General features: G+C 73.1%; 25 protein-coding genes. 10 read left to right on the top strand and 15 right to left on the bottom strand.

What is annotated here, in order from left to right:
- Positions 1–7: 7 nt before the first annotated feature.
- The 5 genes from hisN to HD601_RS01795 all read right to left on the bottom strand — a co-directional run bounded on the left by hisN (position 8) and on the right by HD601_RS01795 (position 5,514).
- On the bottom strand, positions 8–799 hold the full coding sequence (hisN, locus tag HD601_RS01815) for a histidinol-phosphatase (RefSeq protein WP_184829360.1): 792 nt from the start codon (positions 797–799) through the stop codon (positions 8–10).
- A gap of 84 nt (positions 800–883) precedes the next feature.
- The gene (rsgA, locus tag HD601_RS01810; RefSeq protein ID WP_184818774.1) at positions 884–1,897 is read right to left on the bottom strand and encodes a ribosome small subunit-dependent GTPase A; all 1,014 of its coding nucleotides are present in this window, start codon (positions 1,895–1,897) and stop codon (positions 884–886) included.
- Positions 1,897–3,198 (bottom strand): 3-phosphoshikimate 1-carboxyvinyltransferase, encoded by a 1,302-nt coding sequence (gene aroA, locus HD601_RS01805; protein ID WP_184818772.1) that lies wholly within the window; start codon positions 3,196–3,198, stop codon positions 1,897–1,899. Before aroA ends, rsgA begins: the two co-directional genes overlap by 1 nt.
- A gap of 45 nt (positions 3,199–3,243) precedes the next feature.
- On the bottom strand, positions 3,244–4,752 hold the full coding sequence (gene glpK, locus HD601_RS01800) for a glycerol kinase GlpK (RefSeq protein WP_184818770.1): 1,509 nt from the start codon (positions 4,750–4,752) through the stop codon (positions 3,244–3,246).
- Positions 4,753–4,803: 51 nt separating this feature from the next.
- Positions 4,804–5,514, bottom strand: coding sequence for an MIP/aquaporin family protein (locus tag HD601_RS01795; protein ID WP_184818768.1), 711 nt, complete (start codon positions 5,512–5,514; stop codon positions 4,804–4,806).
- A 240-nt stretch (positions 5,515–5,754) separates the two neighbouring features.
- Here HD601_RS01795 and HD601_RS01790 point away from each other — a divergent pair, with 240 nt between their 5' ends.
- Positions 5,755–7,503, top strand: coding sequence for an FAD-dependent oxidoreductase (locus tag HD601_RS01790; RefSeq protein ID WP_221440465.1), 1,749 nt, complete (start codon positions 5,755–5,757; stop codon positions 7,501–7,503).
- 312 nt (positions 7,504–7,815) lie between these two features.
- Here HD601_RS01790 and HD601_RS01785 read toward each other — a convergent pair whose 3' ends face one another.
- Positions 7,816–8,742 (bottom strand): DMT family transporter, encoded by a 927-nt coding sequence (locus HD601_RS01785; protein WP_184818764.1) that lies wholly within the window; start codon positions 8,740–8,742, stop codon positions 7,816–7,818.
- Positions 8,743–8,782: 40 nt separating this feature from the next.
- Between HD601_RS01785 and HD601_RS01780 the strand changes: the two genes are divergently transcribed.
- Positions 8,783–9,379 carry a TetR/AcrR family transcriptional regulator gene (locus tag HD601_RS01780; RefSeq protein WP_184818762.1) on the top strand — a complete coding sequence of 199 codons (597 nt, stop codon included), beginning with the start codon at positions 8,783–8,785 and terminating at the stop codon, positions 9,377–9,379.
- On the opposite strand, the gene HD601_RS34500 is transcribed toward HD601_RS01780, so the two are convergent.
- A complete protein-coding gene (locus tag HD601_RS34500) occupies positions 9,369–9,950 on the bottom strand; it encodes a DoxX family protein (RefSeq protein ID WP_184818760.1) in 582 nt (193 codons plus the stop codon). The genes HD601_RS01780 and HD601_RS34500 overlap by 11 nt on opposite strands.
- Before the next feature lie 89 nt (positions 9,951–10,039).
- Here HD601_RS34500 and HD601_RS01770 point away from each other — a divergent pair, with 89 nt between their 5' ends.
- The 4 genes from HD601_RS01770 (at position 10,040) to rsrA (ending at position 12,419) form a co-directional block, all read left to right on the top strand.
- Complete coding sequence (locus HD601_RS01770; RefSeq protein ID WP_184818758.1) at positions 10,040–10,756, top strand: SOS response-associated peptidase; 717 nt, start codon at positions 10,040–10,042, stop codon at positions 10,754–10,756.
- Positions 10,756–11,391: an alpha/beta hydrolase family protein gene (locus HD601_RS01765; RefSeq protein ID WP_184818755.1), complete on the top strand. Its 636-nt coding sequence runs from the start codon at positions 10,756–10,758 to the stop codon at positions 11,389–11,391. The genes HD601_RS01770 and HD601_RS01765 overlap by 1 nt, the downstream gene beginning before the upstream one ends.
- 156 nt (positions 11,392–11,547) lie before the next feature.
- Positions 11,548–12,147, top strand: coding sequence for a sigma-70 family RNA polymerase sigma factor (locus HD601_RS01760; protein ID WP_184818753.1), 600 nt, complete (start codon positions 11,548–11,550; stop codon positions 12,145–12,147).
- Positions 12,144–12,419, top strand: coding sequence for a mycothiol system anti-sigma-R factor (rsrA, locus tag HD601_RS01755; RefSeq protein WP_184818751.1), 276 nt, complete (start codon positions 12,144–12,146; stop codon positions 12,417–12,419). Before HD601_RS01760 ends, rsrA begins: the two co-directional genes overlap by 4 nt.
- A gap of 73 nt (positions 12,420–12,492) precedes the next feature.
- Here the strand turns inward: rsrA and HD601_RS36190 are convergent, their stop codons facing one another.
- Together HD601_RS36190 and HD601_RS01750 are read right to left on the bottom strand one after the other, a co-directional pair.
- Positions 12,493–12,567, bottom strand: a complete 75-nt coding sequence (locus tag HD601_RS36190; RefSeq protein WP_370246331.1) for a 50S ribosomal protein bL37 — start codon at positions 12,565–12,567, stop codon at positions 12,493–12,495.
- 75 nt (positions 12,568–12,642) lie between these two features.
- Entirely contained in the window at positions 12,643–13,374 is a 732-nt protein-coding gene (locus HD601_RS01750; RefSeq protein ID WP_184818750.1) for a DUF5317 domain-containing protein, read from the bottom strand.
- 127 nt (positions 13,375–13,501) lie between these two features.
- Between HD601_RS01750 and HD601_RS01745 the strand changes: the two genes are divergently transcribed.
- Both HD601_RS01745 and HD601_RS01740 read left to right on the top strand, forming a co-directional pair.
- A complete protein-coding gene (locus HD601_RS01745) occupies positions 13,502–13,693 on the top strand; it encodes a biotin/lipoyl-binding carrier protein (RefSeq protein WP_246400526.1) in 192 nt (63 codons plus the stop codon).
- The gene (locus HD601_RS01740; RefSeq protein ID WP_184818746.1) at positions 13,690–14,082 is read left to right on the top strand and encodes a thioesterase, FlK family; all 393 of its coding nucleotides are present in this window, start codon (positions 13,690–13,692) and stop codon (positions 14,080–14,082) included. Before HD601_RS01745 ends, HD601_RS01740 begins: the two co-directional genes overlap by 4 nt.
- On the opposite strand, the gene HD601_RS01735 is transcribed toward HD601_RS01740, so the two are convergent.
- Positions 14,070–14,228 carry a hypothetical protein gene (locus tag HD601_RS01735; RefSeq protein WP_162605615.1) on the bottom strand — a complete coding sequence of 53 codons (159 nt, stop codon included), beginning with the start codon at positions 14,226–14,228 and terminating at the stop codon, positions 14,070–14,072. The genes HD601_RS01740 and HD601_RS01735 overlap by 13 nt on opposite strands.
- Before the next feature lie 93 nt (positions 14,229–14,321).
- Here HD601_RS01735 and HD601_RS01730 point away from each other — a divergent pair, with 93 nt between their 5' ends.
- Complete coding sequence (locus HD601_RS01730; protein ID WP_184818744.1) at positions 14,322–15,287, top strand: GlxA family transcriptional regulator; 966 nt, start codon at positions 14,322–14,324, stop codon at positions 15,285–15,287.
- A 151-nt stretch (positions 15,288–15,438) separates the two neighbouring features.
- Here the strand turns inward: HD601_RS01730 and HD601_RS01725 are convergent, their stop codons facing one another.
- Together HD601_RS01725 and HD601_RS01720 are read right to left on the bottom strand one after the other, a co-directional pair.
- Positions 15,439–17,103, bottom strand: a complete 1,665-nt coding sequence (locus tag HD601_RS01725) for an acetolactate synthase (RefSeq protein ID WP_184818742.1) — start codon at positions 17,101–17,103, stop codon at positions 15,439–15,441.
- On the bottom strand, positions 17,100–17,558 hold the full coding sequence (locus tag HD601_RS01720) for a MarR family transcriptional regulator (protein ID WP_184818740.1): 459 nt from the start codon (positions 17,556–17,558) through the stop codon (positions 17,100–17,102). The genes HD601_RS01725 and HD601_RS01720 overlap by 4 nt, the downstream gene beginning before the upstream one ends.
- Before the next feature lie 70 nt (positions 17,559–17,628).
- Here HD601_RS01720 and HD601_RS01715 point away from each other — a divergent pair, with 70 nt between their 5' ends.
- Positions 17,629–18,489: an LLM class F420-dependent oxidoreductase gene (locus HD601_RS01715; RefSeq protein WP_184818738.1), complete on the top strand. Its 861-nt coding sequence runs from the start codon at positions 17,629–17,631 to the stop codon at positions 18,487–18,489.
- On the opposite strand, the gene HD601_RS01710 is transcribed toward HD601_RS01715, so the two are convergent.
- The 3 genes from HD601_RS01710 to HD601_RS01700 all read right to left on the bottom strand — a co-directional run bounded on the left by HD601_RS01710 (position 18,486) and on the right by HD601_RS01700 (position 22,095).
- On the bottom strand, positions 18,486–19,817 hold the full coding sequence (locus HD601_RS01710) for an FAD-binding oxidoreductase (protein ID WP_184818736.1): 1,332 nt from the start codon (positions 19,815–19,817) through the stop codon (positions 18,486–18,488). The genes HD601_RS01715 and HD601_RS01710 overlap by 4 nt on opposite strands.
- Positions 19,814–20,716: an LLM class flavin-dependent oxidoreductase gene (locus HD601_RS01705; RefSeq protein WP_184818734.1), complete on the bottom strand. Its 903-nt coding sequence runs from the start codon at positions 20,714–20,716 to the stop codon at positions 19,814–19,816. Before HD601_RS01705 ends, HD601_RS01710 begins: the two co-directional genes overlap by 4 nt.
- Before the next feature lie 68 nt (positions 20,717–20,784).
- Positions 20,785–22,095 (bottom strand): FAD-binding oxidoreductase, encoded by a 1,311-nt coding sequence (locus HD601_RS01700; RefSeq protein WP_184818732.1) that lies wholly within the window; start codon positions 22,093–22,095, stop codon positions 20,785–20,787.
- Positions 22,096–22,129: the final 34 nt, after the last annotated feature.

The raw sequence follows: 22,129 nt of genomic DNA, 5'->3' as shown, positions 1-22,129 counted from the left end.
GCGGGCGCTACTGCTCGACGCGGCCGATGTGGGCGAGCACCTCGTTGTGGAGGCGGCCGTTGGTGGCGAGGGCGTCGGGGCCCAGCGGGCCGGGGACGCCGTCGAGACCGGTGAAGCGGCCGCCCGCCTCCTCGACCACGATGGACGGGGCGGCCATGTCGTGCAGGGCCAGCTCCGGCTCCGTCGCGATGTCGACCGCGCCGTCGGCGAGCAGCATGTAGGACCAGAAGTCGCCGTAGGCGCGGGTGCGCCAACAAGCCCGGGTGAGGTCGAGGAACGCCGGGAGCTGCCCGCGGTCCTCCCATCCGCTCAGCGACGAGTACGAGAGCGACGCCTGCTCCAGCGTGGCGACGTCGGACACCCGGCAGCGGGTCGCCGACGACAGCGAGCGGCCGGTGTAGGCGCCCGTGCCGCGCGCCGCCCACCAGCGCCGCTGCAGCGCCGGGGCCGACACCACGCCCGCGACCACCTCGTCCTCGACCATGAGCGCGATCAGCGTGGCCCAGACGGGGACCCCGCGCAGGTAGTTTTTGGTGCCGTCGATGGGGTCGATGACCCAGCGGCGCGCGCCGTAGCCGCCGGCGCCGAACTCTTCTCCGACGACGGCGTCACGCGGGCGGGCGCGCCCCAGCGTCCGCCGGATGGCCTCCTCGGTCGCCTTGTCCGCGTCGGTGACGGGGGACTGGTCGGCCTTGGTCTCGATGCGCAGGTCAGCGGCCCGGAACCGCGACATCGTCTGCGAGTCGGCGTCGTCGGCCAGGACGTGGGCGAAGCGGAGGTCGTCGTCATGGGCCACGATCGGCCAACCTACACGGTAGGGGTGTCCGGCGGGTACTGGCGGATGCGGGCCGATCCGCGCCGCCGAAGACCCGCCGGACACCCCTTAGTCGCCGGCCTGGCGGTCACGGCTGCCCAGCAACCGGCGGTACGACGCCAGCCGGTCGGGGTCGACGCGCCCCGCGGCGAGCGCGAGATCGAGGGCGCACTCGGGCTCGCCGTCGGCGTGCGTGCATCCCCGCGGGCACTCCTCGGTCTCTGCGGCGAGGTCGGGGAAGGCGAGGATGAGGCGGTCGGGGTCGACGTGCGCCAGCCCGAACGAGCGGATGCCCGGCGTGTCGATGACCCAGCCGCCGCCGGGCAGCGCCAGCGCGACCGCGCTGGTGGAGGTGTGCCGGCCGCGCCCGGTGACGACGTTGACCTGACCCGTCGCCCGGTCGGCCCCCGGCACCAGCGCGTTGACGACCGTCGACTTGCCGACGCCGGAGTGCCCGACCAGGACGGTCACGCGGTCGTGCAGGTGCTCGACGACCTCGGCGACGTCGGCCTCCTCGGTGCCGTCCGGGCGGCGGGTGACGACGGCGGGCACCTGCAGCGGAGCGTACGTCGCGAGCAGCGGCGCGGGGTCGGCGAGGTCGGCCTTCGTGATGCACAGCAGCGGCTCGATGCCGGCGTCGAACGCCGCCACGAGCGCGCGGTCGATGAGGCGGGGCCGCGGCTCGGGGTCGGCGACGGCGGTGACGATCATCAGCTGGTCGGCGTTGGCGACGATGACCCGCTCGACCGGATCGTCGTCGTCGGCGGTGCGCCGCAGCACCGTCGAGCGCTCCTCGACCCGCACGATGCGCGCCAGCGTGCCGGGAGCGCCGGACACGTCGCCGACCAGGCCCACGTGGTCGCCGACGACGACGGCCTTGCGGCCCAGCTCGCGTGCGGTCATGGCCGTCAGCGTCAGATCGTCGAGCACACAGGTGTAGCGGCCGCGGTCGACGGCGATGACCAGCGCCGGCCGGGCGTCGGCGTGCGCCGGGCGGAGCTTGCTGCGTGGACGCGAACCGCGTCCGGGGCGGACCCTGACGTCCCCCTCGTCGTAGGACGAGGCGGCGGTCCGCCGGGCCATCACGCGGCCGGCTCCGCATCGGAGCCCAGCAACCGGGCCCACATGCCGGGGAAGTCGGCGAGGGTCTTCGACGTGGTCGCGATGTCCTCGACCTGGACGCCCGGCACCACCAGCCCGAGGACGGCGCCCGCCTGGGCCATGCGGTGGTCGGCGTAGGTTTGGAACACCCCGGCGCGCAGCGGCACCGGCCGGATGACCAGGCCGTCCTCGGTCTCTTCGACGTCGCCGCCCAGCCCGTTGATCTCCGCGGCCAGCGCGGCCAGCCGGTCGGTCTCGTGGCCGCGCAGGTGGGCGATACCACGCAGGTGCGACGGCGACCCGGCGACGGCGGCCAGCGCGGCCAGCACGGGGGTCAGCTCGCCGACGTCGTGCAGGTCGGCGTCGAGACCGTGGACCGCGCCGGTGCCGCGGACCGTCAGCACGCCGTCGCCGGACAGCGCGACGTCGGCGCCCATGCGGGCGAGGAGGTCGCGCAGGTCGTCGCCCGGCTGCGTCGTCGCCGCCGGCCAGCGCGGCACCCGCACCGTCCCGCCGGTGAGCAGCGCGGCGGCGAGGAACGGCGCGGCGTTGGAGAGGTCGGGCTCGATGACGGTGTCCAGGGCCCGGACGGGACCAGGCTCGACCCGCCAGGTGTCCGCCACGGAGTCGTCGACCTCGGCCCCGCGCTCGCGCAGCATGGCCACCGTCATGTCGATGTGCGGCTGCGACGGGACCGGCTCGCCGTCGTGGTGGACGGTGATGCCCTTGTCGTAGCGGGGCGCTGACAGCAGCAGCCCGCTGACGAACTGCGACGACGCCGACGCGTCGATGGTGACCGGGCCGCCGGCGACCGCTCCGGTGCCGGCGACGGTGAACGGCAGCACGCCGCGGCCGTCGTCGTCGACGCTGACGCCCAGCGCCCGCAGCGCGTCGAGCACGATGTCCATGGGCCGCTTGCGGGCCTGCGGGTCGCCGTCGAAGCGGACGTCGCCGTCGGCCAGCGCGGCCAGCGGCGGGACGAACCGCATGACGGTGCCGGCCAGCCCGGTGTCGACGGCGACCCCGCCGGTGACCGCCGCCGGGGTGACGTTCACGCCGTCGTCGACCGGGTCGATGACGATGCCGAGCGTGCGCAGGGCGTCGATCATGAGCCGGGTGTCGCGCGCGAGCAGCGGATACCGGACCCGGGACGGCCCGTCGGCGAGCGCGGCGAGGATGAGCGCGCGGTTGGTGATGGACTTGGAGCCGGGCAGCTCGATGGTGGCGTCGACCGGCGTGACGGCGGTCGGTGCAGGCCAGAGCGGGGCGGAGGTGTCGGTCATCGGGCACCCAGCCTATCGGGTGCCCGACGACCGCAGCCGTCCGAACTAGCTGTTGTCCACCCAGTCGAAGGTCTTGGTGACGGCCTTCTTCCACGTGCGGTAGATCTTCTCGCGGTGGGCCTCGTCCATGTTCGGGTCCCACTGCTTGTCCTGCGCCCAGTTGGTGCGGATGTCGTCCTCGCTGTTCCAGAACCCGGTGGCGAGGCCGGCCGCGTACGCCGCGCCCAGCGCCGTCGTCTCCGCGACGACCGGCCGGATGACCGGGACGCCGAGGATGTCGGCCTGGAACTGCATGAGCAGCTCGTTCGCCACCATGCCGCCGTCGACCTTCAACGACGTCAGGGCCACGCCGGAGTCGGCGTTCATGGCGTCGATGACCTCGCGGCTCTGGAAGGCCGTGGCCTCCAGCACCGCGCGGGCGATGTGGCCCTTGTTGACGAACCGGGTGAGCCCGACGATCGCCCCGCGGGCGTCGGACCTCCAGTACGGCGCGAACAGGCCCGAGAACGCCGGGACGAAGTACGCCCCGCCGTTGTCCTCGACACCGCCGGCCAGCGCCTCGATCTCGGGTGCGGACCCGATGATGCCGAGGTTGTCGCGCAGCCACTGCACCAGCGAGCCGGTGACCGCGATCGAGCCCTCGAGCGCGTAGATGGCGTCGTTGTCGCCGATCTTGTAGCAGACGGTGGTGAGCAGGCCGTTCTCGCTCATCACCTTCTCCGTCCCGGTGTTCAGCAGGACGAAGTTGCCGGTGCCGTAGGTGTTCTTCGCCTCGCCCGGCGACAGGCAGGCCTGGCCGAACGTGGCCGCCTGCTGGTCGCCGAGGATGCCGGCGACCGGCACTCCGCCGAGCGCGCCGCGCTCGCGGATGTTGCCGTACACCTCCGAGGACGACCGGATCTCCGGGAGCATCGACACCGGGATGCCCATGTCGGCCGCGTGGTCCTCGGCCCACGACAAGGTGTCGAGGTCCATCAGCATGGTCCGCGAGGCGTTGGTCGGGTCGGTGTAGTGCAACCCGCCCTCCGGCCCGCCCGTGGCGTTCCACAGCACCCAGGTGTCCATGTTGCCGAACAGCAGGTCGCCGGCCTCGGCCTTCGCCCGGGCGCCGTCGACGTTGTCGAGGATCCACTTCACCTTCGGACCGGAGAAGTAGGTCGCGAGCGGCAGCCCGGTCCGGGCGCGGTACCGGTCCGGGCCTCCGTCCCGGCCGAGCTCGTCGACGATGCGGTCGGTACGCGTGTCCTGCCAGACGATCGCGTTGTAGACAGGCTTGCCCGTCGTCTTGTCCCACACCACCGCCGTCTCGCGCTGATTCGTGATGCCGACGGCGACGATGTCGCTGGTGACGAGATCCTTCTTCGCCAGCGCCCCCGCGCAGACCTGACGCGTGTTCTGCCAGACCTCTTCCGGATCGTGCTCGACCCAGCCGGCCTGCGGGAAGATCTGCTCGTGCTCCCGCTGGTCGACGGAGACCACCCGGCCGGAGTGATCGAAGATCATGCACCGGGTGGACGTCGTGCCCTGGTCGATGGCGGCTACGTACTGACTCATCCCCTTCTCCTCACATCGTCGTACGGGGCAGGCAGTGCCCGGGTCGGGCGATCAGTAGACGGCCTTGGCCAGCAGAGCGCCGAGGATGCCGCCGATGATCGGGCCCACCACGGGAACCCAGGAGTACCCCCAGTCGCTCGAGCCCTTGCCCGGAATGGGCAGCAGCGCGTGCGCGATGCGGGGGCCCAGGTCGCGGGCCGGGTTGATGGCGTAGCCGGTCGGGCCACCGAGAGAGGCGCCGATGCCGACGACCAGGAGGGCGACGGGCAGCGGACCGAGGTCGACCGGAGAGTTGCCGAACGACAGGATGACGAAGAGCAGGACGAACGTGCCCACGACCTCCGTCAGCGTGTTCCAGACGGGATTGCGGATCTGCGGGCCGGTCGAGAACACGGCGAGCTTCTTGGCCGCGTCCTCCTCGACGTCGAAGTGCTGCTTGAACGCCACCCAGGCGACGACGGCGCCGACGAACGCACCCGCGAACTCACCGAGCAGGTAGGCAGGAACGTCCGACCACTCGGTCGTGCCCTCGACTGCCAGGCCGATGGTCACGGCGGGGTTGATGTGAGCGCCGGAGTCGAACGCCACGTACACACCGGCGAAGACGGCAAGGCCCCAGCCGAAGTTGATGAGCAGCCAGCCGCCGCCCAGTCCTTTGCTCCGGTCCAGGATGGCGGTGGCGACCACACCGCAGCCCAGCAGCGTCAGCATCGCGGTGCCGAGGAACTCGCTCTGGAAGATGTCGCCGAAACTCAGGTCCATGTGAACCTCCGCTTCCGTTGACGACAACGGCCGTGGCGTCCCCGGTGTCCCGGCTGGTCTCGGCAACGTTGCCAAGGGTCCCTTCGGAACTTACTGGTGCGTAGAGCAACTGTCTACGTCCTCCGGGATCAGAGCGGGTAGCGTGTTGTGGGGTGCCGCTGACGGTCGCGTCGACATGTCGCACCTGGGCGGCATTTGAGCCGATTCATGCTCGCTGAGCTGCAAGGAGACGTGATCGACGTGACCGGTGACACGGAGCGGGCCGGGGCCGTCCCCGGCGCGAGCAGCCGGCTGGGACCCGAGGCTCGGAAGGAGAGCTGGGACCGCCTGGGCACGGAGCACTTCGACGTCGTCGTCATCGGCGGGGGCGTGGTGGGCAGCGGTGCGGCGCTCGACGCCGTCACCCGCGGCCTGCGGGTCGCCCTCGTCGAGGCGCGCGACTTCGCCGCCGGCACCTCCAGCCGGTCGAGCAAGCTCTTCCACGGCGGCCTGCGCTACCTCGAGCAGTTCGAGTTCGGGCTGGTGCGCGAGGCGCTGCACGAGCGCGAGCTCATGCTCACCCGCATCGCGCCGCACCTGGTCAAGCCGGTCAGCTTCCTGTACCCGCTGAAGCACCGCTGGTGGGAGCGGCCCTACACCGCCACCGGCCTGCTCATGTACGACACCATGGGCGGCGCCCGCTCGGTGCCGGGGCAGAAGCACCTCACGCGGGCCGGCGCGCTGCGGCTGTTCCCCGGGCTGCGCCACGACGCGCTCATCGGCGGCGTCCGCTACTACGACGCCCAGGCCGACGACGCCCGGCACACCCTCACCGTCGCCCGCACGGCCGCCCACTACGGCGCCGTCGTCCGCTCGTCGACCCAGGTCATCAACTTCCTGCGCGAGGCCGACCGCATCACCGGCGTGCGCATCCGCGACGTCGAGACCGGTGTCGAGCAAGAGGTCACCGCCGACGTCGTCGTCAACGCCACCGGCGTGTGGACCGACGAGATGCAGCGCACGGCCGGCACCCGCGGCCGGTTCCGCGTGCGCGCCAGCAAGGGCGTGCACATCGTGGTCCCGCGCGACCGCATCGCCGCCGAGAGCGGGCTGATCCTGCGCACCGAGAAGTCGGTGCTGTTCGTCATCCCGTGGCGCAACCACTGGATCATCGGCACCACCGACACCGACTGGAACTTCGACCTCGCGCACCCGGCCGCCACCAAGGCCGACATCGACTACATCCTCGAGCACGTCAACACCGTCCTGGCCACCCCCATCACCCACGACGACATCGAGGGCGTGTTCGCGGGGCTGCGGCCGCTGCTGGCGGGCGAGAGCGAGCAGAGCTCCAAGCTGTCGCGCGAACACGCCGTCGCCCGCCCGGCGCCCGGCATGGTCGCCATCGCCGGCGGCAAGTACACGACCTACCGCGTCATGGCCAAAGACGCCATCGACGCCGCCCGCGAGGACCTCCGCGGCTGGATCCGCCCGTCCATCACCGACAAGGTGCCGCTGGTCGGCGCCGACGGCTACCACGCCCTGGTCAACCAGGTCGACCGGCTGGCCGAGGAGCACGGCCTGCACCCGCACCGGCTGCGCCACCTGCTCGACCGCTACGGCTCCATGGTGCACGAGCTGCTCGCCCTCGCCGACGGCCGGCCCGAGCTGCTGCAGCCCATCCCCGGCGCCGCCGACTACCTGCAGGTCGAGGTCGTCTACGCCGTCACCCACGAGGCCGCCCTGCACATCAGCGACGTGCTGACGCGGCGCACCCGGGTCAGCATCGAGTACCCGCACCGCGGCCTCGAGTCCGCCGAGCCCGTCGCCCGGCTCATGGCCGAGACCCTCGGCTGGGACGAGGCGACCATCGCCCGCGAGGTCGACGTCTACCGCAAGCGGGTCGAGGCTGAGCGCGCCTCCCAGACCGAGCCCGACGACCAAGCGGCCGACGGCGTCCGCTCCGCCGCGCCCGAGTTCCGCCCAGGAGTCGCCGAGCCGGTCGGCTGAGTTTCTGAGGTTCGGCGGTGGGGTCCGAGCGTTGGTCGGGCCCCTGCTGTTCGATTGTCGAGGGCGCGGCGGTGCGCCTCAAGTCCGCGCGACTCGGGGTCGGGTCGCTGCTGTGGTGGGGGCGCTTGGACTTGACCCGCACCGCCGCGCCCTCGCCTCTCACAGCACCAGGGCCCCCTCCCCAAAATGGCCCCGGCCCTTGGTCCCGCTGTGGTCCAGTTTCCCCGGCCGCCCACTGTTGATCATGGAGAGGAGCGGCTTTCGGGCCGCGTTTGACCCGCCCTTCTCCATGATCATCGGCGATCGCCGGCGCTATGGCGCCAGAGATCGTCGATGATCACGGGTGGAGGCTCGGCGGGTGACCACCAGCCAGACGGCGACGGCGCAGATCGCGAAGCCGAGGGCGGTGCGCAGGCCGACGGACTCGCCGAACATCGCCCACGCCCAGACGGTGGTCGTCGGCGGGGTGAGGTAGAGCAGGCTGCTGACCCGGGTCGCTCCGCCGCGCCGCAGCACCAGCAGGTACGCCCCGTATCCGCACGCGGTCGACAGCACCAGCACCCACGCGACCGACCACCAGAACCCGGCGCTCCCGGGCGCGTACAGCCGCCCGAACACCGCCGCCTCGGCCGAGAACGCCACCGCAGCGACCGTCACGTGCACCGTCAGCGACACCGGGAGCCCGCCGGCCGGGCGCCAGCGCTGCTCGAGCACCGTCCCGGCGGACAGCGCGAGCATGCCGCCGACCGGCAGCAGGTAGATCCAGGCCTGCCCGCCGGACCCGATGTCGCCGGACACGACGACGGCGACCCCGGCCAGTCCCAGCCACAGGCCGGTCTGCGCCCGCCGGCTCACCGTCTCGCCGAGGACCCGGCGGGCCGCCGTCGCCACGACCAGGGGCTGCAGCGCGGCGATCAGCGCGGTCGTCCCGGCGGGGGTGCCGAGCCCGATGCCGCCGGTGACGCCGCCCAGGTACAGCACCTGTGAGAACAGTCCGACGACGGCGTGCCGGCGCAGTTCGGCGCGCCGCACCCGGAGCAGTCGCGCCCCGACCACCGGCAGCAGGATGGCCGCGGCGATCAGGTAGCGCCAGGACAGCAGCGTGTCGGCCGGCGCGTACTCGACTCCGAGCCGCGACCCGATGAACCCCGAGCTCCAGAAGACGACCAGCCCGGCGGCGGCCGCGACGTCCACGGTCGACGTGCGCGGGGCCGTGCGCTCAGCAGCGATCTCCGTCATGCCGGCGATGTAAACATACCGGTCGGTATACTGTCAGTGTATGGTCCGTCAGCGCTCCACCGAGCTCACCCCGGCCGGGGTGAGGCTGCTCGACGCCGCGAGCGAGCTGTTCTACCGGCACGGCATCCGGGCGGTCGGCGTCGACGCCATCGCCGACGCCGCCGGCACCACGAAGAAGACGCTCTACGACCGGTTCGGCTCGAAGGACGCGCTGGTGGCGCTGTACCTGGGCCGCCGCTTCGAGCGCTCGCGCGCGTTCACCGCCGCCTACCTCGACGAGCACGCGCCCGAGGCGGGCCCGGACCGCGTGCTGGCGGTCTACGACGCCCTGGCCGAGTGGCAGGCCGGCGAGGAGCGCGGCTGCGCGTTCGTCAACGCGTACGCGGAGATCGGCGGGACGGAGCACCCGGGCGTCGCGGTGATCCGGGCCGAGAAGGACTGGATCCGCGACCTCTACGTCCTCGTAGTCACCGAGGCCGGCGTCGACGACCCCGAGCGGGCGGCCGAGCTCGGCCTGCGGCTGGCCCTCCTGCACGAGGGCGCCCTGGTGACCATGACGGCCGGCGGCGTCCCCGATGCGATCGTGCACGCCCGCGCGGCCGCGGCCGACCTGGTGGAGATCGCTCTCAGGGGCTGACGCGGTGCTGCACCGACGTGATGCCGGCCTTGGCCCGCCCGGCCCGGACCTTGGCCCGCCCGGCGGTGACCTGGGCGGCCATGCGGGCCTCGCGCTTGGCCGTCTTGGTGGCCCGCTTGGCGTCCTTGGCGGCGCGCCGGGCCCGCCACGACAGCCCCGGCTTGCCCTCGGTGTCGACGGCGGCCAGCAGCAGCCCGCCGGCGATGCCGGCGTTCTTCATGGCCTGGACGCGCTGGGCGTTGCGCTGGTCGGGGTCCTCGATCGTCCAGAACGGGTGCCCGGCGACCGTGGTCGGCAGCAGCGAGGCGAGCAGGGTGGCCGAGGCCAGCCGCGGCATGCGGCCGGTGGCCAGCGCGAGCCCCGCGCCGACCTGGATGCCGGCGTTGATGCGCACCAGCGTCTTGGGGTCGGTGGGCAGCTGCGGCACCCGCTTCTGCAGCGTGGGGCCGAACCGGTCGGTGAAGTTGGTGGCCGCCGGAAGGTTGGTCTCCGGGTCGCGGAGCGCCTTGGCGCCCTGCACGACGAAGATCGACGCGAGCATGGGGCGGGCGATCATGCGGACGAGGCTCATACCTCTTGACTACCACGAATCCGCTCGTCTACACGCGTGGGCGCCCCAACACGCGCGTGACTGTCACCGGCTGGTGCCAGGATGGAGGCATGTGCGGACGGTACGCGGTCAGCCAGAGCGCCGACGACCTCGCCGACGAGTTCGGCGTCGACAACGCCGAGGTGCGCGAGCGCCTCGACCCCGACTGGAACGTCGCGCCCTCGAAGCAGGTCTACGCCGTCGTCACGCGCGGGAAGAAGGACGAGCCCGAGGTGCCGCCGACGCGCCGGCTGCGGACGTTGCGCTGGGGCCTGGTGCCGTCGTGGGCCAAGGACCTCTCCATCGGCAACAAGCTGATCAACGCCCGGGTCGAGACCGCGGCCGAGAAGCCGGCCTTCCGCAAGGCGTTCGCCGCCAGGCGCTGCATCCTGCCGGCCGACGGCTTCTACGAATGGCGTGGCGAGAAGGGCGACAAGCAGCCGTTCTTCATCCACCCCAAGGACGGCTCGCTGGCCATGGCCGGGCTGTACGAGATCTGGCGCGACAAGAGCAAGCCCGAGGACGCCGACGACGCGTTCGTGTGGTCGGTGGTCATCCTCACCACCGACGCCACCGACGACGTCGGGCAGATCCACGACCGCATGCCCATGCTCGTCGAGCCCGACCACTGGGAGCGCTGGCTCGACCCCGCCAACACCGACGCCGACGACGTGACGGCGCTGCTGTCGCCCGCCGTCCCCGGCATCCTCGACGCCTACCCGGTGTCCACCGACGTCAACAAGGTCGGCAACAACGGCCCGCACCTCGTCGAGCCGGTGGACCTCTGATGGCCCCGGTCCGCACCACCGTCGCCACGCCCATCGGCGAGGCCGCGTTCTGGACCGACGCCGCCGACGAGCCGCGGCTGCGACTGGTGCTCGGGCACGGCTCCGGCGGGGGACCCAAGGCGGCCGACCTCGAGGCGCTCTCACGCGCCCTGCCCGCCGACGGCGTCACCGTCGTCCGGTTCGAGCAGCCCTGGCGCCTGGCCGGCAAGAAGGTCGCGCCGCGCCCGCCGGTGCTCGACGAAGCCTGGCTGGCGGCCCTCGCGACGCTGCCGCGCGACGTGCCGCTGGTGCTCGGCGGGCGCAGCTCCGGGGCCCGGGTCGCCTGCCGCACCGCGGCGGCCCTCGACGCGGCCGCCGTCGTCTGCCTCGCGTTCCCGCTGCACCTGCCCGGCAAGCCGCAGGCCTCGCGGGTCGACGAGCTGACCGGCGCGGCCGAGAAGTTGCCGGTGCTCGTCGTGCAGGGCGAGCGCGACACGTTCGGCGGCCCGGGCGAGTTCCCCGACGGACCGCACCGGCTGGTCACCGTGGCCGCCGCCGACCACGGCATGCGCGTGCTCAAGGGTCATTCGCAGCGCGAGGCGCTGGACCTCGTGGTCGACTCCGTGCGGTCGTTCCTGGCCCCGCTCGGGGAATGAAGCGCACCCCGTCACCGTTCAAGCCATCGCAACGACCGATGCTTGGAGGTTCGGCTGACTGTGAGTGCTACCTGCTTGGAGCGACCGGCGCTCGACGGCGTGGGACGCGACGGCCACGAGGCGTGGAACTCGACCGCGCCGGTAGACTTGTCGGTGATGACAGTTCAGGAGAGTGACGAGCAGCGCACGCAGCGCTTCGAGCGCGATGCGTTGCCGTACCTCGACCAGTTGTACTCCGCCGCCCTGCGCATGACGCGCAACGCCAGCGACGCCGAGGACCTGGTCCAAGAGACGTTCGCGAAGGCCTACGCCTCGTTCCACCAGTTCAAGGAGGGAACGAACCTCAAGGCGTGGCTCTACCGCATCCTGACCAACACGTTCATCAACACGTACCGGAAGAAGCAGCGCGAGCCGCAGCAGAGCGCCACTGAAGAGATCGAGGACTGGCAGATGGCGCGGGCCGAGGCACACACCTCGACCGGCCTGCGCTCGGCCGAGGCCGAGGCGCTCGCCCACCTGCCCGACTCCGACGTGAAGAACGCGTTGCAGGAGATCCCCGAGGAGTTCCGCATCGCGGTCTACCTCGCCGATGTCGAAGGCTTCCCCTACAAGGAGATTGCCGACATCATGGGCACACCCATCGGCACGGTGATGTCCAGGCTGCACCGTGGCCGCCGTCAGCTGCGCGGGCTGCTCGAGGACTACGCCCGCGAGCGTGGGCTGGTGCCGAAGGTCACTCAGGAGGTCGGAGGATGAGCTGCAACGACGACGAAGTCGACTGCGCTGAGGTTCTCGATCGGGTCTACGTCTTCTTCGATCGCGAGCTCGACGACCGCACCCTGACGTACGAAGAGATCAAGGCCCACCTGGACGACTGCCAGCCGTGCCTGTCCACGTACGACATCGAGCGCGTCATCCGCGAGACGCTGGCCCGCGCCTGCGGCTGCGATCACGCTCCCGACGAGCTGCGGCTGAAGATCCGCGCCCGCATCCAGGAGGTCCGGGTGCAGATGACCCGGACGCCCTGACACAGACGTCGCACAGCCGAGAGCCCCGGCCCTGCCATCGCAGGTGCCGGGGCTCTCGTCGTTTCTACGCGCCTCAGGAGTTGGGGCGCTTGCCGTGGTTGGCGGCGCTCTTCTTGCGCGAACGGCGCTTGCGTGCCTTCTTGCCCATGGCGAGCCGGCTCCTTCCGGGATCGGTGTGCTGCTGGCGGGCGAACCGCCGGGGTCCGCGCCGACGGGCGAGCCGTCAGGCGGTGACGCGCGGCGTTTCCGGCGCTGTACCGGCGGTCGCGTCGCCGTCCATTGTCGCATGTCCGGCGGACGGTTCCGGCTGGGGCGGTCGCGGCGGCGCCGTGGGACGGGGGCGGGCCGGACGGGGTCCGCCCGGCTGCCGCTGGGGGCGCTGCTGGGGCCGGGTCGCGGCACCCGCGCGGACGGAGGCCGCCGCCGTCCGCCGTCCCGTCATCGCGGTGGCCAGCGCCGCCGCCACGCCCGCCGCGACCGCGAGGTCGCCCGGGCTGACCGCCTCGGGCCGGGGCGGGAACGCGACCGGGATGGTCTTGCCCAGCCAGGGGAGTCGCGTGGTGTCGTCGACGACGGTGACGCGGCCGGCCTCGGTGTGCTCGGCGACGGTGGTCTCGACGCCGGCCCGCTGCTGCGCGTCGGCCGACACCGGCATGCCGCCGTTGAGCAGGATGACCAGCCCGTTCGCGGCCAGGCCGAGCGCCACCAGCCGGGCACCGTGGTAGCTGCGGTTGAGCCAGGCGTAGAAGCCGAGCGTGAACCAGCACAGCGCCGTCATGACCGGCAGCAGCGGCTCCCAGACCCAGCTGCCGGCGACGCCGACGGCGTAGGCGCCCAGCGCCGTGAGGATGAGCCGGCTGCGCACCGGCGGCCGTTCGCCCAGCCGGCGCAGCCGCCCACCTCGTGCGTACCCCGCCACCAGGCCGGCGGCCAGGGCGAGCAGGAGCAGCGCCATATCATCCATCCTGACCCGCTCCGGCGCCGAACGGACGGACGCCACGCCCGCGAGCCTGCGGGTTCGTGGTGGAATGCACGTCAACGGCGAGAGGAGTCAGCACGTGGCAGAGTCGGTGGCCGCCGAGATGGTGGCCAATGTCCACTCCGTGGCGGTATCCGTGGGTGACCAGGTCGATGCCGGGGCGACCCTGCTGGTCCTGGAGTCCATGAAGATGGAGATCCCGGTGCTGTGCGAGGACGGCGGGCTGGTGTCCGAGGTGAAGGTCGGGCCCGGCGACGTCGTCCAGGAGGGCGACGTGCTGGTCGTCATCTCGTGACGGCGCTGACGCCGGGCCTCGCTGCCGCGGAGTCGCACACCGTCACCGAGGTCGACACCGCACTGGCGGTGGGCTCCGGCGACGTGCCCGTGCTGGCGACGCCGCGGCTGGTGGCGTGGATGGAGGCCGTGACCGTGGCCGCCGTCGACGCTGCCTTGGCCGACGGCGACACCACGGTCGGGACGCGGATCGAGGTGGATCACGTCGCGGCGAGTCCGCTCGGCGCCCTCGTGGAGGTGCGCTGCGAGCTGACCGCCGTCGACGGGCGGACCCTGCGGTTCTCCGTCGCCGCGTTCGACGGCGACGGCGAGCCCGTGGGTCGTGGGACCGTCACCCGCGCCGTCGTGGGGCGCGAGCGGTTCCTCGCCCGCTGGAGTCAGCGGGCGTAAGGGTGAGTCGGCAGGGACGGGGACCACTCGTCCTCGGCCCGCGGGAGCGGGTCGTGCCGAGGGCCACCGTCCGAGACCGTCCAGCGGGCCGCGTAGACCGCGGCGGCGATCGCGACTGCCAGGAGAAGAACGATGTAAGTGCTCATGGCAGTAATTCTGCTACCACCGGGATCCTGCCACCAGTGGCAGGACTGCCAGCAGGCATCGACTTCCTGCCAGACTTCTGGCACACTGGCGGAATGCTGCGAAATGTCGCTGTCGCGGTGCTCGACGGGGTCGCCCCGTTCGAGCTCGGCGTGCTCTGCGAGGCGTTCGGCGTCGACCGGTCCGACCAGGGCCTGCCGACCATGGACTTCGACCTGTGCGGCCCGTCCCAGCAGGTCAGGACGTCCATGGGCTTCGGGCTGGTCATCGAGCACGGGCTCGACCGGCTCGAGTCTGCCGACCTCATCGGGGTGCCGGCCATGCCTCGCAACGACGCCTATCCGGGCGAGCTGCTCGAGGCGCTGCGGGCGGCGGTCGACCGCGGGGCGCGCGTGCTGTCGGTCTGCTCCGGGGCGTTCGTGCTCGGCCAGGCCGGCCTGCTCGACGGCCGCCACTGCACCACGCACTGGATGTACAGCGGCGAGCTGGCCGCCCGGTTCCCCGAGGCCAAGGTCGATCCCGGCGTGCTCTACGTCGACGACGACCCCGTCATCACCAGTGCCGGTACGGCCGCCGGACTCGACGCCGCGCTGCACATCTGGCGCAAGGAGTTCGGCGCCGACGTCGCCGCCATGGTGGCCCGCCGCATGGTCGTCCCGCCGCACCGCGACGGCGGCCAGGCCCAGTTCATCGAGGCGCCCATCCGGGCCACGCCGGCCCGCACGCTGGCCACCGTCGTCGACTACATGACCGCGCACCTCGACCAGGACCTCACCGTCGACGACCTCGCCGCGCTGGCGAACATGTCGCCGCGGACGTTCGCCCGGCGGTTCCGCGCCGAGACCGGCACCACGCCGTACGAGTGGCTGCTGACGGCCCGGCTGGCGGCGGCGCAGCGCATGCTCGAGCGCGGCGACGACGTCGTCGAGACGGTGGCTGCCCGGGCCGGGTTCGGCACGGCCGCGGCCATGCGCCATCACTTCGCGAAGCGGCTGGGCACCACGCCCCAGGCATATCGGGCGGCGTTCTGCGATCGTCGTCCCGGTGAGTTGGCGTCCTAGGGACGGGTCTCGGCGGCGGGGCCGGTGGATGCTGCGCCGGCTCCGCTACGCGGCGGTGAAGCATGCCGCGGGCGCTCTTGACGCCGGCTCCGCATCCACCGGCCCCGCCACCTGGTCAGCCCTGGTTGCGTTCTCGGTGTCGGCTCCGCTCTCAAATGCCGGTGGTGGAGCGGGGGTAGGCGATCTTCGGGTCGCACTGGACGTTGACGAGGTACGGCACACCGGCGTCGAACGCGCGGCGCAGCGCCGGGCCGATGTCGCCGGGCTCCGTCACGGTCTCGCCGGCGCCGCCCAGGGCCTCGACGACGACGTCGTAGCCGGTCTCGGGGCGAAGGTTGGCGGCGACGTCGTAGCCGTACAGGAACTGCATGGGGTGCTTCTCGAGGCCCCACGCGCCGTTGTTGCCGACGACCATGACCACCGGCAGGTCGTGCCGGACCAGGGTGTCGACGTCCATGAGCGACATGCCGGCCGCGCCGTCGCCGTAGAGCAGCACGACCTGGCTGTCGGGCCGGGCCAGCCGGGCAGCGGCCGCCGCACCCGCGCCGGCCCCGAGGCAGCCGTACGGGCCGGGGTCGAGCCAGCAGCCGGGGCGGCCGGGCTCGATCAGCTTGCCCGCCCACGAGACGAAGTCGCCGCCGTCGCCGATGACCACGGCGTCGTCCTCGAGCACCCGGTTCAGCTCGCCGTAGACGCGGGCCGGGTGGATCGGCTCGCCCTCGGACGCCAGCAGTGGGGCGTCGCGCTCGACGGCGGCCGCGGCCTGGTCGCGGAGGCCGTTGGCCCAGTCGTCCCAGCGCCGGGTGGCTCGCAGTGCGTGCAGGATGCCGTCGAGGACGAGCGAGAGGTCGCCGGCCGCGCTGGCCGTGAGCTCGACGTGCGTGGCGAGGCCCTGGGTGGAGTCGGCGATGTGGACGACGCGGGCAGGGGCGGCGCCGTCGGCCCCGCCGAAGGTCCCGAAGCCGAGCCGGAAGTCCAGCGGCGTGCCGACGACCACGACGAGGTCGGCGTTCTTGAAGGCGGCCGACCGGGCGCGGTTGACCAGTAGCCGGTGGCCCTTGGGCAGCGTGCCGCGACCCATGCCGTTGGCCACGACGGGGATGCCGGTCTCTTCGGCGAAGTGCAGCGCGGCCGACTCGGCGCCGTCCATCCAGACGTCGGAGCCGAGCACGACCACGGGGTGCCGCGACTCGTAGATGGCGGTGGCGATGGCGGTGAGGTCGTCGGGGTTCGGCTCGGGCCGCGGCGCGGGCGGCGTGAGGTCGAGGCTGACGTCGGCGAAGCTGTACAGCTCGTCCATGGGGACGTCGACGAAGACCGGGCCGCGGTGCGCCGACCGGGCGATGCTGAGGGCGCGGTCGACGACCTCGCCCACCTCGGCCGCCTTGTGCGCCGTCGTCGACAGCTTGGTGACGGGGTCGAGCAGCGGCGGGTGGTCGAGCTCCTGCAGTGCGCCGGTGCCCCAGCGCCAGGCCGGGGCGCGTCCGCCGACCGCCAGCAGCGGGACGCCGCTGAAGTAGGCCTGCGCGATGCCGCTGACGCCGTTGGTGACACCGGGGCCGGCGGTGAGCACGACCAGGCCCGGCTCGCGGGTGAGCTTCGCGGTCGCCTCGGCGCCGAAGACGGCGGTCTGCTCGTGCCGCACGTCGATGATGCGCGTGGGCGACTCGGCCTTGACCACGGCGTCGTACAGCGGGAACACGTGCGCTCCGGAGAGCGTCCACATGGTGCCGACGCCGTGCGCCTCGGCGACGGCCAGGGCGTGCTGGCCCGCGTGCCCGCTGAGGGCGAGGTTGTTGCGCTGCGAAGTACTCACGGGTTCACCGTACCGGAATCCACGTGCCGATCATGGCGTAGCGGCGAGACCGCCTCGGACAGGGCCCTGAGCTGGGCGTCGTCGAGCTCGAGCAGCTCGGCCGGCGGCGCGTACAGGGCCCGCAGCAGGTTCGCGCGCATGGTGACGCCGTGCGGCGTCAGCACCACGAGGCGGGCCCGGCGGTCGGTCGGGTGCACGCGGCGTTCGGCGAGGTCGAGGCGCTGCAGGCGGTCGACGGTCCAGGTGGCGGTCGACGCGTCGCACTGCCACTCCGCGGCGAGCTCCTTCATGGTCCGGCCGGCCTCGGCGTCGAGCGAGTGCAGCGCCTTGTACTCGTTCGGGGTCAGTCCGAGGTGGGCCAGGACGGCGTCGCGCTCGGGCCGCGAGCGCACGAGGAGGTCGAACAGCACCCGCCAGGTCTCGGTGGCGAGCGCGGTGTGGTCGTCGGAGGTCACGAGGACAGCGTACTACTTGGATGACTCCAATAGTTTGACGGATCCAAGTAATTGTGCCTACGGTGGCGGCATGAAGGTCAGCATCAGCATCACGAACTACTCGTGGCCCGGAGGCGGCCTCACCGACGAGCTCACCCACGTCGTGCGGGCCGCCGACCAGGCCGGCATCGACACCGTCTGGGTCGCCGACCACCTGGTCCAGGGCGATCCGACCTGCCGCCTCGAGGACGACATGCTCGAGGCGTACTCCACCCTCGGCTACCTGGCCGGGCGCACCGAGCGGATCCGGCTGGGCACCATGGTCTCGGCCGCCACGTTCCGGGCGCCCGCGCTCCTGATCAAGGCCGTCACCACACTCGACGTGCTGTCGCACGGGCGCGCCTGGTTCGGCGTCGGCGCCGGCTACCACGGCGAGGAGGCGGCCATGATGGGCCTGTTCCTGCCGCCCACCGCCGAGCGGTTCGAGCGGCTGGAAGAGCTCCTGCGGCTGGCGACCCAGATGTGGGCCGGCGACGAGTCCCCGTTCGAGGGCCGGCACTACCACCTCGAGCGGCCGCTCAACGTGCCCAACTCCGTCACCCGGCCGCACCCGCCGATCGTCATCGGCGGATCCGGCGAGAAGGTGACGCTACGACTGGTCGCGCAGTACGGCGACGCCTGCAACCTGCCCGACATCCCCGACGACGGCGTCACGGTCCGGCACAAGCTCGACGTGCTGGCCCGGCACTGCGACGCCGTCGGGCGGCCATTCGACGCCATCGAGAAGACACTGGCGACGGCGCTGGCGCCGGGGGAGTCGGCCGCGTCGTTCGTCGAGCGCTGCGGGGTCGCCCGCGAGCGCGGCTTCGACCACGTCAGCGTCATCACCCGCGGCACCCCGTGGACCGAGGAGGCCGTCGCGACGGTGGCCGCTGCGGTCGACGGGGTCTAGGGCGCGGGCTCGACTGCGGACCCGGTCGCCGCGACCCGCCGGAGCAGGCCGTCCGGGTCGTACCGCCGGTGCAGGTCGCGGACCCGCTCGCCGGTGGCGCCGGGGAACGCCCCCTCGAAGCTGACCCCGTCGGGCCGGCTCTCGAAGTTGCGGTAGGCGCCGTCGGCGTACGGGGTGAGCAGTGCGGCCGCCGCGTCGAGCTCGGCGCCGCCGCCCGGCGGGAACTGCGTCAGCACCGCCAGAACCTGCTGGTGCCGGTGGGTGTACGCGGTGGCGTCCGGCGCGACGTCGTTGATCGCGCCGCCGAGCGCGCGCAGCTGCAGCAGCGTCCGACCCGGAGCGGCCGCGACGTCCATGAGGGCTCGCGCGCTGTCGTCGGTCAGGGTCGGGAGCAGCGCGTTCGTCGTGGTGGCCGGCTGCTGCCCGGTGTTCGGGTGCAGGTGCCCGGTCGAGACGAGCGCGGGGTACGGCACCAGCTGCGCGGCGACGTCCAGCGGCCGGACGCCGAGCTCGGCCAGCGGCGCGATCAGGTCGCGCACGCGGTCCTGGTCGTCGCCGGCCACGACGGCGATGAACTGGGCGGCGAAGCCGGTGCCGTCCGGGAAGACCATGGCGTTGCCGGTCAGCTCGCGCGGCGCGGCGGCCAGATACTCCGACCAGCGCCGCAGCGTCTTGCCGTCGCGGTCGGCCTCGACCATGACCTGCCCGAAGCCGACGGCGCGCAGCGGTGTCGCCTCGATCTCGAAAGCGAGGGCGACGCCGACACCGTCGCCGGCACCCCGCATGGCCCAGAACAGGTCGGGATCGTGCGTGGCATCGGCGTGCACCAGCCGGCCGTCCGGCAGGACGACGTCGACGGCGCGGATGTGGTCGATGGTCAGGCCGTACGACCGCGCCAGCCAGCCGATGCCGCCGGCGGTGGCCAGGCCGCCGACGCCGACGTTGCCGTGGTCGCCGGAGCTGATCGCCCAGCCGTGCGGCGCGAGGGCCGCAGCCACGTTCGCCCAGCGGGCGCCCGCGCCGACGCGGATCACGCGGGCGCCGTCGTCGATCACCTCGACGCCGTCGATCGCCGAGACGTCCAGCACGATGCCGCCGTCGTTCGATGACCGGCCGGACAGTCCGTGGCCGCCGCTGCGCACCGAGAGCGGCAGGCCGGAGTCGTGGGCGACCTCGAGGGCCGCCGCGACCTCGGCGGCGTTCTCGGGCAGCAGGATCAGGGCGGGCGCGGCGACCCGCGTATAAGTGGAACGCAGCAGCGGGTAGCGGCGGTCGCCGGGCCGGACGGCGCGCTCGCGCAGGACGTCCGGCAGTACGAGCTCGGTCATGCGGCCGCCCCGCGGAGCTCGGCGACGCGGGCGCGGACGGCGGGGACGACCTCGGACGTGAACAGCTCCAGCTGTGCCGCCGGGTCGGTGATCGTCCACAGGACGAAGGTGTCGAAGCCGAGATCCACGGCCCACTCGGTGAGCGTGTCGACCCACAGGTCGACCGGCCCGACCAGCCCTTGCCCGCCGCGGTACGGGCCGATGGCGCCGAGCACGTTGTAGAGGCGGCGGACGTCGCGAGGGTCGCGCCCGGCCTCGCGCGCGGCGGCGTCGACGATCGCCTGCCGGTCCGGGACCTCGGCGGGCGGCACGTAGATGTTCAGCGGCGACACCCACCCGTCGCCGGCCCGGCCGGTGACGGCGAGCATCTTCGGCTTCTGCGCGCCGACCCAGATCGGTACCCGGCTCGGTGGCACTGGGCCGGCCTGGTAGCCGGCGATGTGGTGGTGCTCGGTGCCGGTGCGGATCGCCTGGCCGTCGAGGGCCGCGCGGAGGATGCCGAGCGCCTCCTCGGTGTACTCGACCATGGCGGCCCCGTGGTGCGGCGTGGCGCCCATCGACGCGACGGCGGCCGCGCTCGGCCCGCCGCCCACGCCGAGCGTCACCCGTCCGGGCGCGATGGTGGCCAGCGACGCGGCCGCCTTGGCCAGCATGGCGGGCGGGCGCAGCTGCAGGTCCGCGACGTCGGGGACGACGGCGATGCGCTCGGTGCGCGCGACCAGCGTGGTCAGCATGGTCCAGACGTCGAGGTACCCGGGCTGGTAGGCGTGGTCCTGGACGGCGAGGTACTCCAACCCGGCGCGGTCGGCCTGCCGGGCGAGCTCGAGCGCGGACCCGAAGTCCGCGGCGGTGGGGTCGAGACTGACCCCGAAGGTGAGGGGATGTCCGTAGTCGGTCACGTCCCCATGATCGGCCGCCGGACGGCGCGGCGCGAACCGACGGTGAGCGACTTATCTTTCGTAAGTGGTCACGGCGAGTGCGGGAAGGTGAACATCCGGTCGGGGTCGTACCGGCGCTTGACGGCGGCCAGCCGGGGGAGGTTCTCGCCGTGGTAGGCGAGCGGCGCGTCGTCGCCCAGCTCCGGGTCGGGGAAGTTCGGGTAGACGCGGCCCGAGCCGTCGCCGTGCGCGATCGCCCAGGACACGTCCGGCCAGGCCGAGGACACCGCGGCGCCGTGCTCGAGCAGGAACCGCTGGCCGCGGTGGGCGAACGCCGTCGCGCCGGCGGGGACGCGGTCGTAGGCGCCGCCCATGGCCGCGAACGCGAGCCGGCGCGGGCCGTCGCCGTCGCGCAGGCCGAGGTCGAGTGCGGCGCAGAGCGCGTCGATGGTGGTCCGGCGCAGCGGCCGGGTGAAGAACTCCGACCGGATCCGCCGCCCCTCCGCGACGTCGTCCAGCGGGTCGCGGCCGGCCAGCCCCGCCTTGAGTCCGGAGTAGGGGACGCCGCCGCGCAGCTCGAGGTCCGCCCCCACGGCCGCGCGGAATCCGTCGAGCAGCTCGCGGGTCGGCGCCTCCGCGAGCAGCGAGGCGCCGCCGATCGCCACCTCGACCGGCCGGCCGGGCGTCGCCAGCACGGACAGGTCGACGGTGAGCTCGTCCGGCGCGTCCGGGGCCCAGTCCTGCCAGGCCTCGACGACGTCGGCCAGCGGGGCTCGTGGCTTGCCGACCGCCACGAGCGTCGTCGCCGGCTCCGCCACAGTGGCGAAGTCGAGCGAGGTGACGACGCCGAACTGGCCGCCGCCGGCGCCGCGCAGCGCCCAGAACAGGTCCGGCTCGCTCTCGGCGGAGCAGTCGACCACGCGGCCGTCGGCCAGCACCACCCGCGCCGCCACCAGCCGGTCGCAGGTCAGCCCGTACCGCCGGCCGAGCAGGCCGATGCCGCCGCCCAGCGTCAGCCCCGCGATCCCCACCGTCGGCCCGCACCCGGCCGGCAGTGTCCGCCCGTGCCGGTGCAGCGCGTCGTACACGCCGGCCAGCCGGGCGCCGGCGCCGATGGTGGCCACCCCGCCGGCCGCCAGGCTGACGCCGTCGAGCCCGCCGAGGTCGAGCACGATCCCCTCCGTCGACGAGCGGCCCGCGAAGCAGTGCCCGCCGCCGCGGGGCACCAGCGGCATGCCCGTCGAGCGGGCGTGGGCGACCGCGCGGACGACGTCGGCCTCCGACCCGCAGCGGACCACGAGCCGCGGCCGCACGTGCGCGAACCGCACGTCGGCCGGGCGTCGCGCATCGTCGTAGCCGGGGGAGCCGGGCTCGTACACCTCGCCGTCGACGTCGATCATGCCTGCGACAGTACGGCCGCCGGCCCGGGCGCCG

The organism is Jiangella mangrovi (assembly GCF_014204975.1).
Classification (GTDB): domain Bacteria; phylum Actinomycetota; class Actinomycetes; order Jiangellales; family Jiangellaceae; genus Jiangella; species Jiangella mangrovi.
The sequence above is the reverse complement of the archived record's forward strand: the minus strand, read 5'-3'. Positions and strand labels throughout refer to the sequence as shown.

Coding starts and splice junctions, on each gene's coding strand:
- HD601_RS01710 (WP_184818736.1), bottom strand. CDS start 19,817: ATGACCGAGCTCGTACTGCCGGACGTCCTGCGCGAGCGCGCCGTCCGG.
- HD601_RS34500 (WP_184818760.1), bottom strand. CDS start 9,950: ATGAGCCTCGTCCGCATGATCGCCCGCCCCATGCTCGCGTCGATCTTC.
- HD601_RS01770 (WP_184818758.1), top strand. CDS start 10,040: ATGTGCGGACGGTACGCGGTCAGCCAGAGCGCCGACGACCTCGCCGAC.
- HD601_RS01760 (WP_184818753.1), top strand. CDS start 11,548: ATGACAGTTCAGGAGAGTGACGAGCAGCGCACGCAGCGCTTCGAGCGC.
- HD601_RS01730 (WP_184818744.1), top strand. CDS start 14,322: ATGCTGCGAAATGTCGCTGTCGCGGTGCTCGACGGGGTCGCCCCGTTC.
- glpK (WP_184818770.1), bottom strand. CDS start 4,752: ATGAGTCAGTACGTAGCCGCCATCGACCAGGGCACGACGTCCACCCGG.
- rsgA (WP_184818774.1), bottom strand. CDS start 1,897: ATGGCCCGGCGGACCGCCGCCTCGTCCTACGACGAGGGGGACGTCAGG.
- HD601_RS01700 (WP_184818732.1), bottom strand. CDS start 22,095: ATGATCGACGTCGACGGCGAGGTGTACGAGCCCGGCTCCCCCGGCTAC.
- HD601_RS01780 (WP_184818762.1), top strand. CDS start 8,783: ATGGTCCGTCAGCGCTCCACCGAGCTCACCCCGGCCGGGGTGAGGCTG.
- HD601_RS01750 (WP_184818750.1), bottom strand. CDS start 13,374: ATGGCGCTGCTCCTGCTCGCCCTGGCCGCCGGCCTGGTGGCGGGGTAC.
- HD601_RS01765 (WP_184818755.1), top strand. CDS start 10,756: ATGGCCCCGGTCCGCACCACCGTCGCCACGCCCATCGGCGAGGCCGCG.
- HD601_RS01735 (WP_162605615.1), bottom strand. CDS start 14,228: ATGAGCACTTACATCGTTCTTCTCCTGGCAGTCGCGATCGCCGCCGCG.
- HD601_RS01715 (WP_184818738.1), top strand. CDS start 17,629: ATGAAGGTCAGCATCAGCATCACGAACTACTCGTGGCCCGGAGGCGGC.
- HD601_RS01785 (WP_184818764.1), bottom strand. CDS start 8,742: ATGACGGAGATCGCTGCTGAGCGCACGGCCCCGCGCACGTCGACCGTG.
- HD601_RS01795 (WP_184818768.1), bottom strand. CDS start 5,514: ATGGACCTGAGTTTCGGCGACATCTTCCAGAGCGAGTTCCTCGGCACC.
- HD601_RS01745 (WP_246400526.1), top strand. CDS start 13,502: ATGGTGGCCAATGTCCACTCCGTGGCGGTATCCGTGGGTGACCAGGTC.
- aroA (WP_184818772.1), bottom strand. CDS start 3,198: ATGACCGACACCTCCGCCCCGCTCTGGCCTGCACCGACCGCCGTCACG.
- rsrA (WP_184818751.1), top strand. CDS start 12,144: ATGAGCTGCAACGACGACGAAGTCGACTGCGCTGAGGTTCTCGATCGG.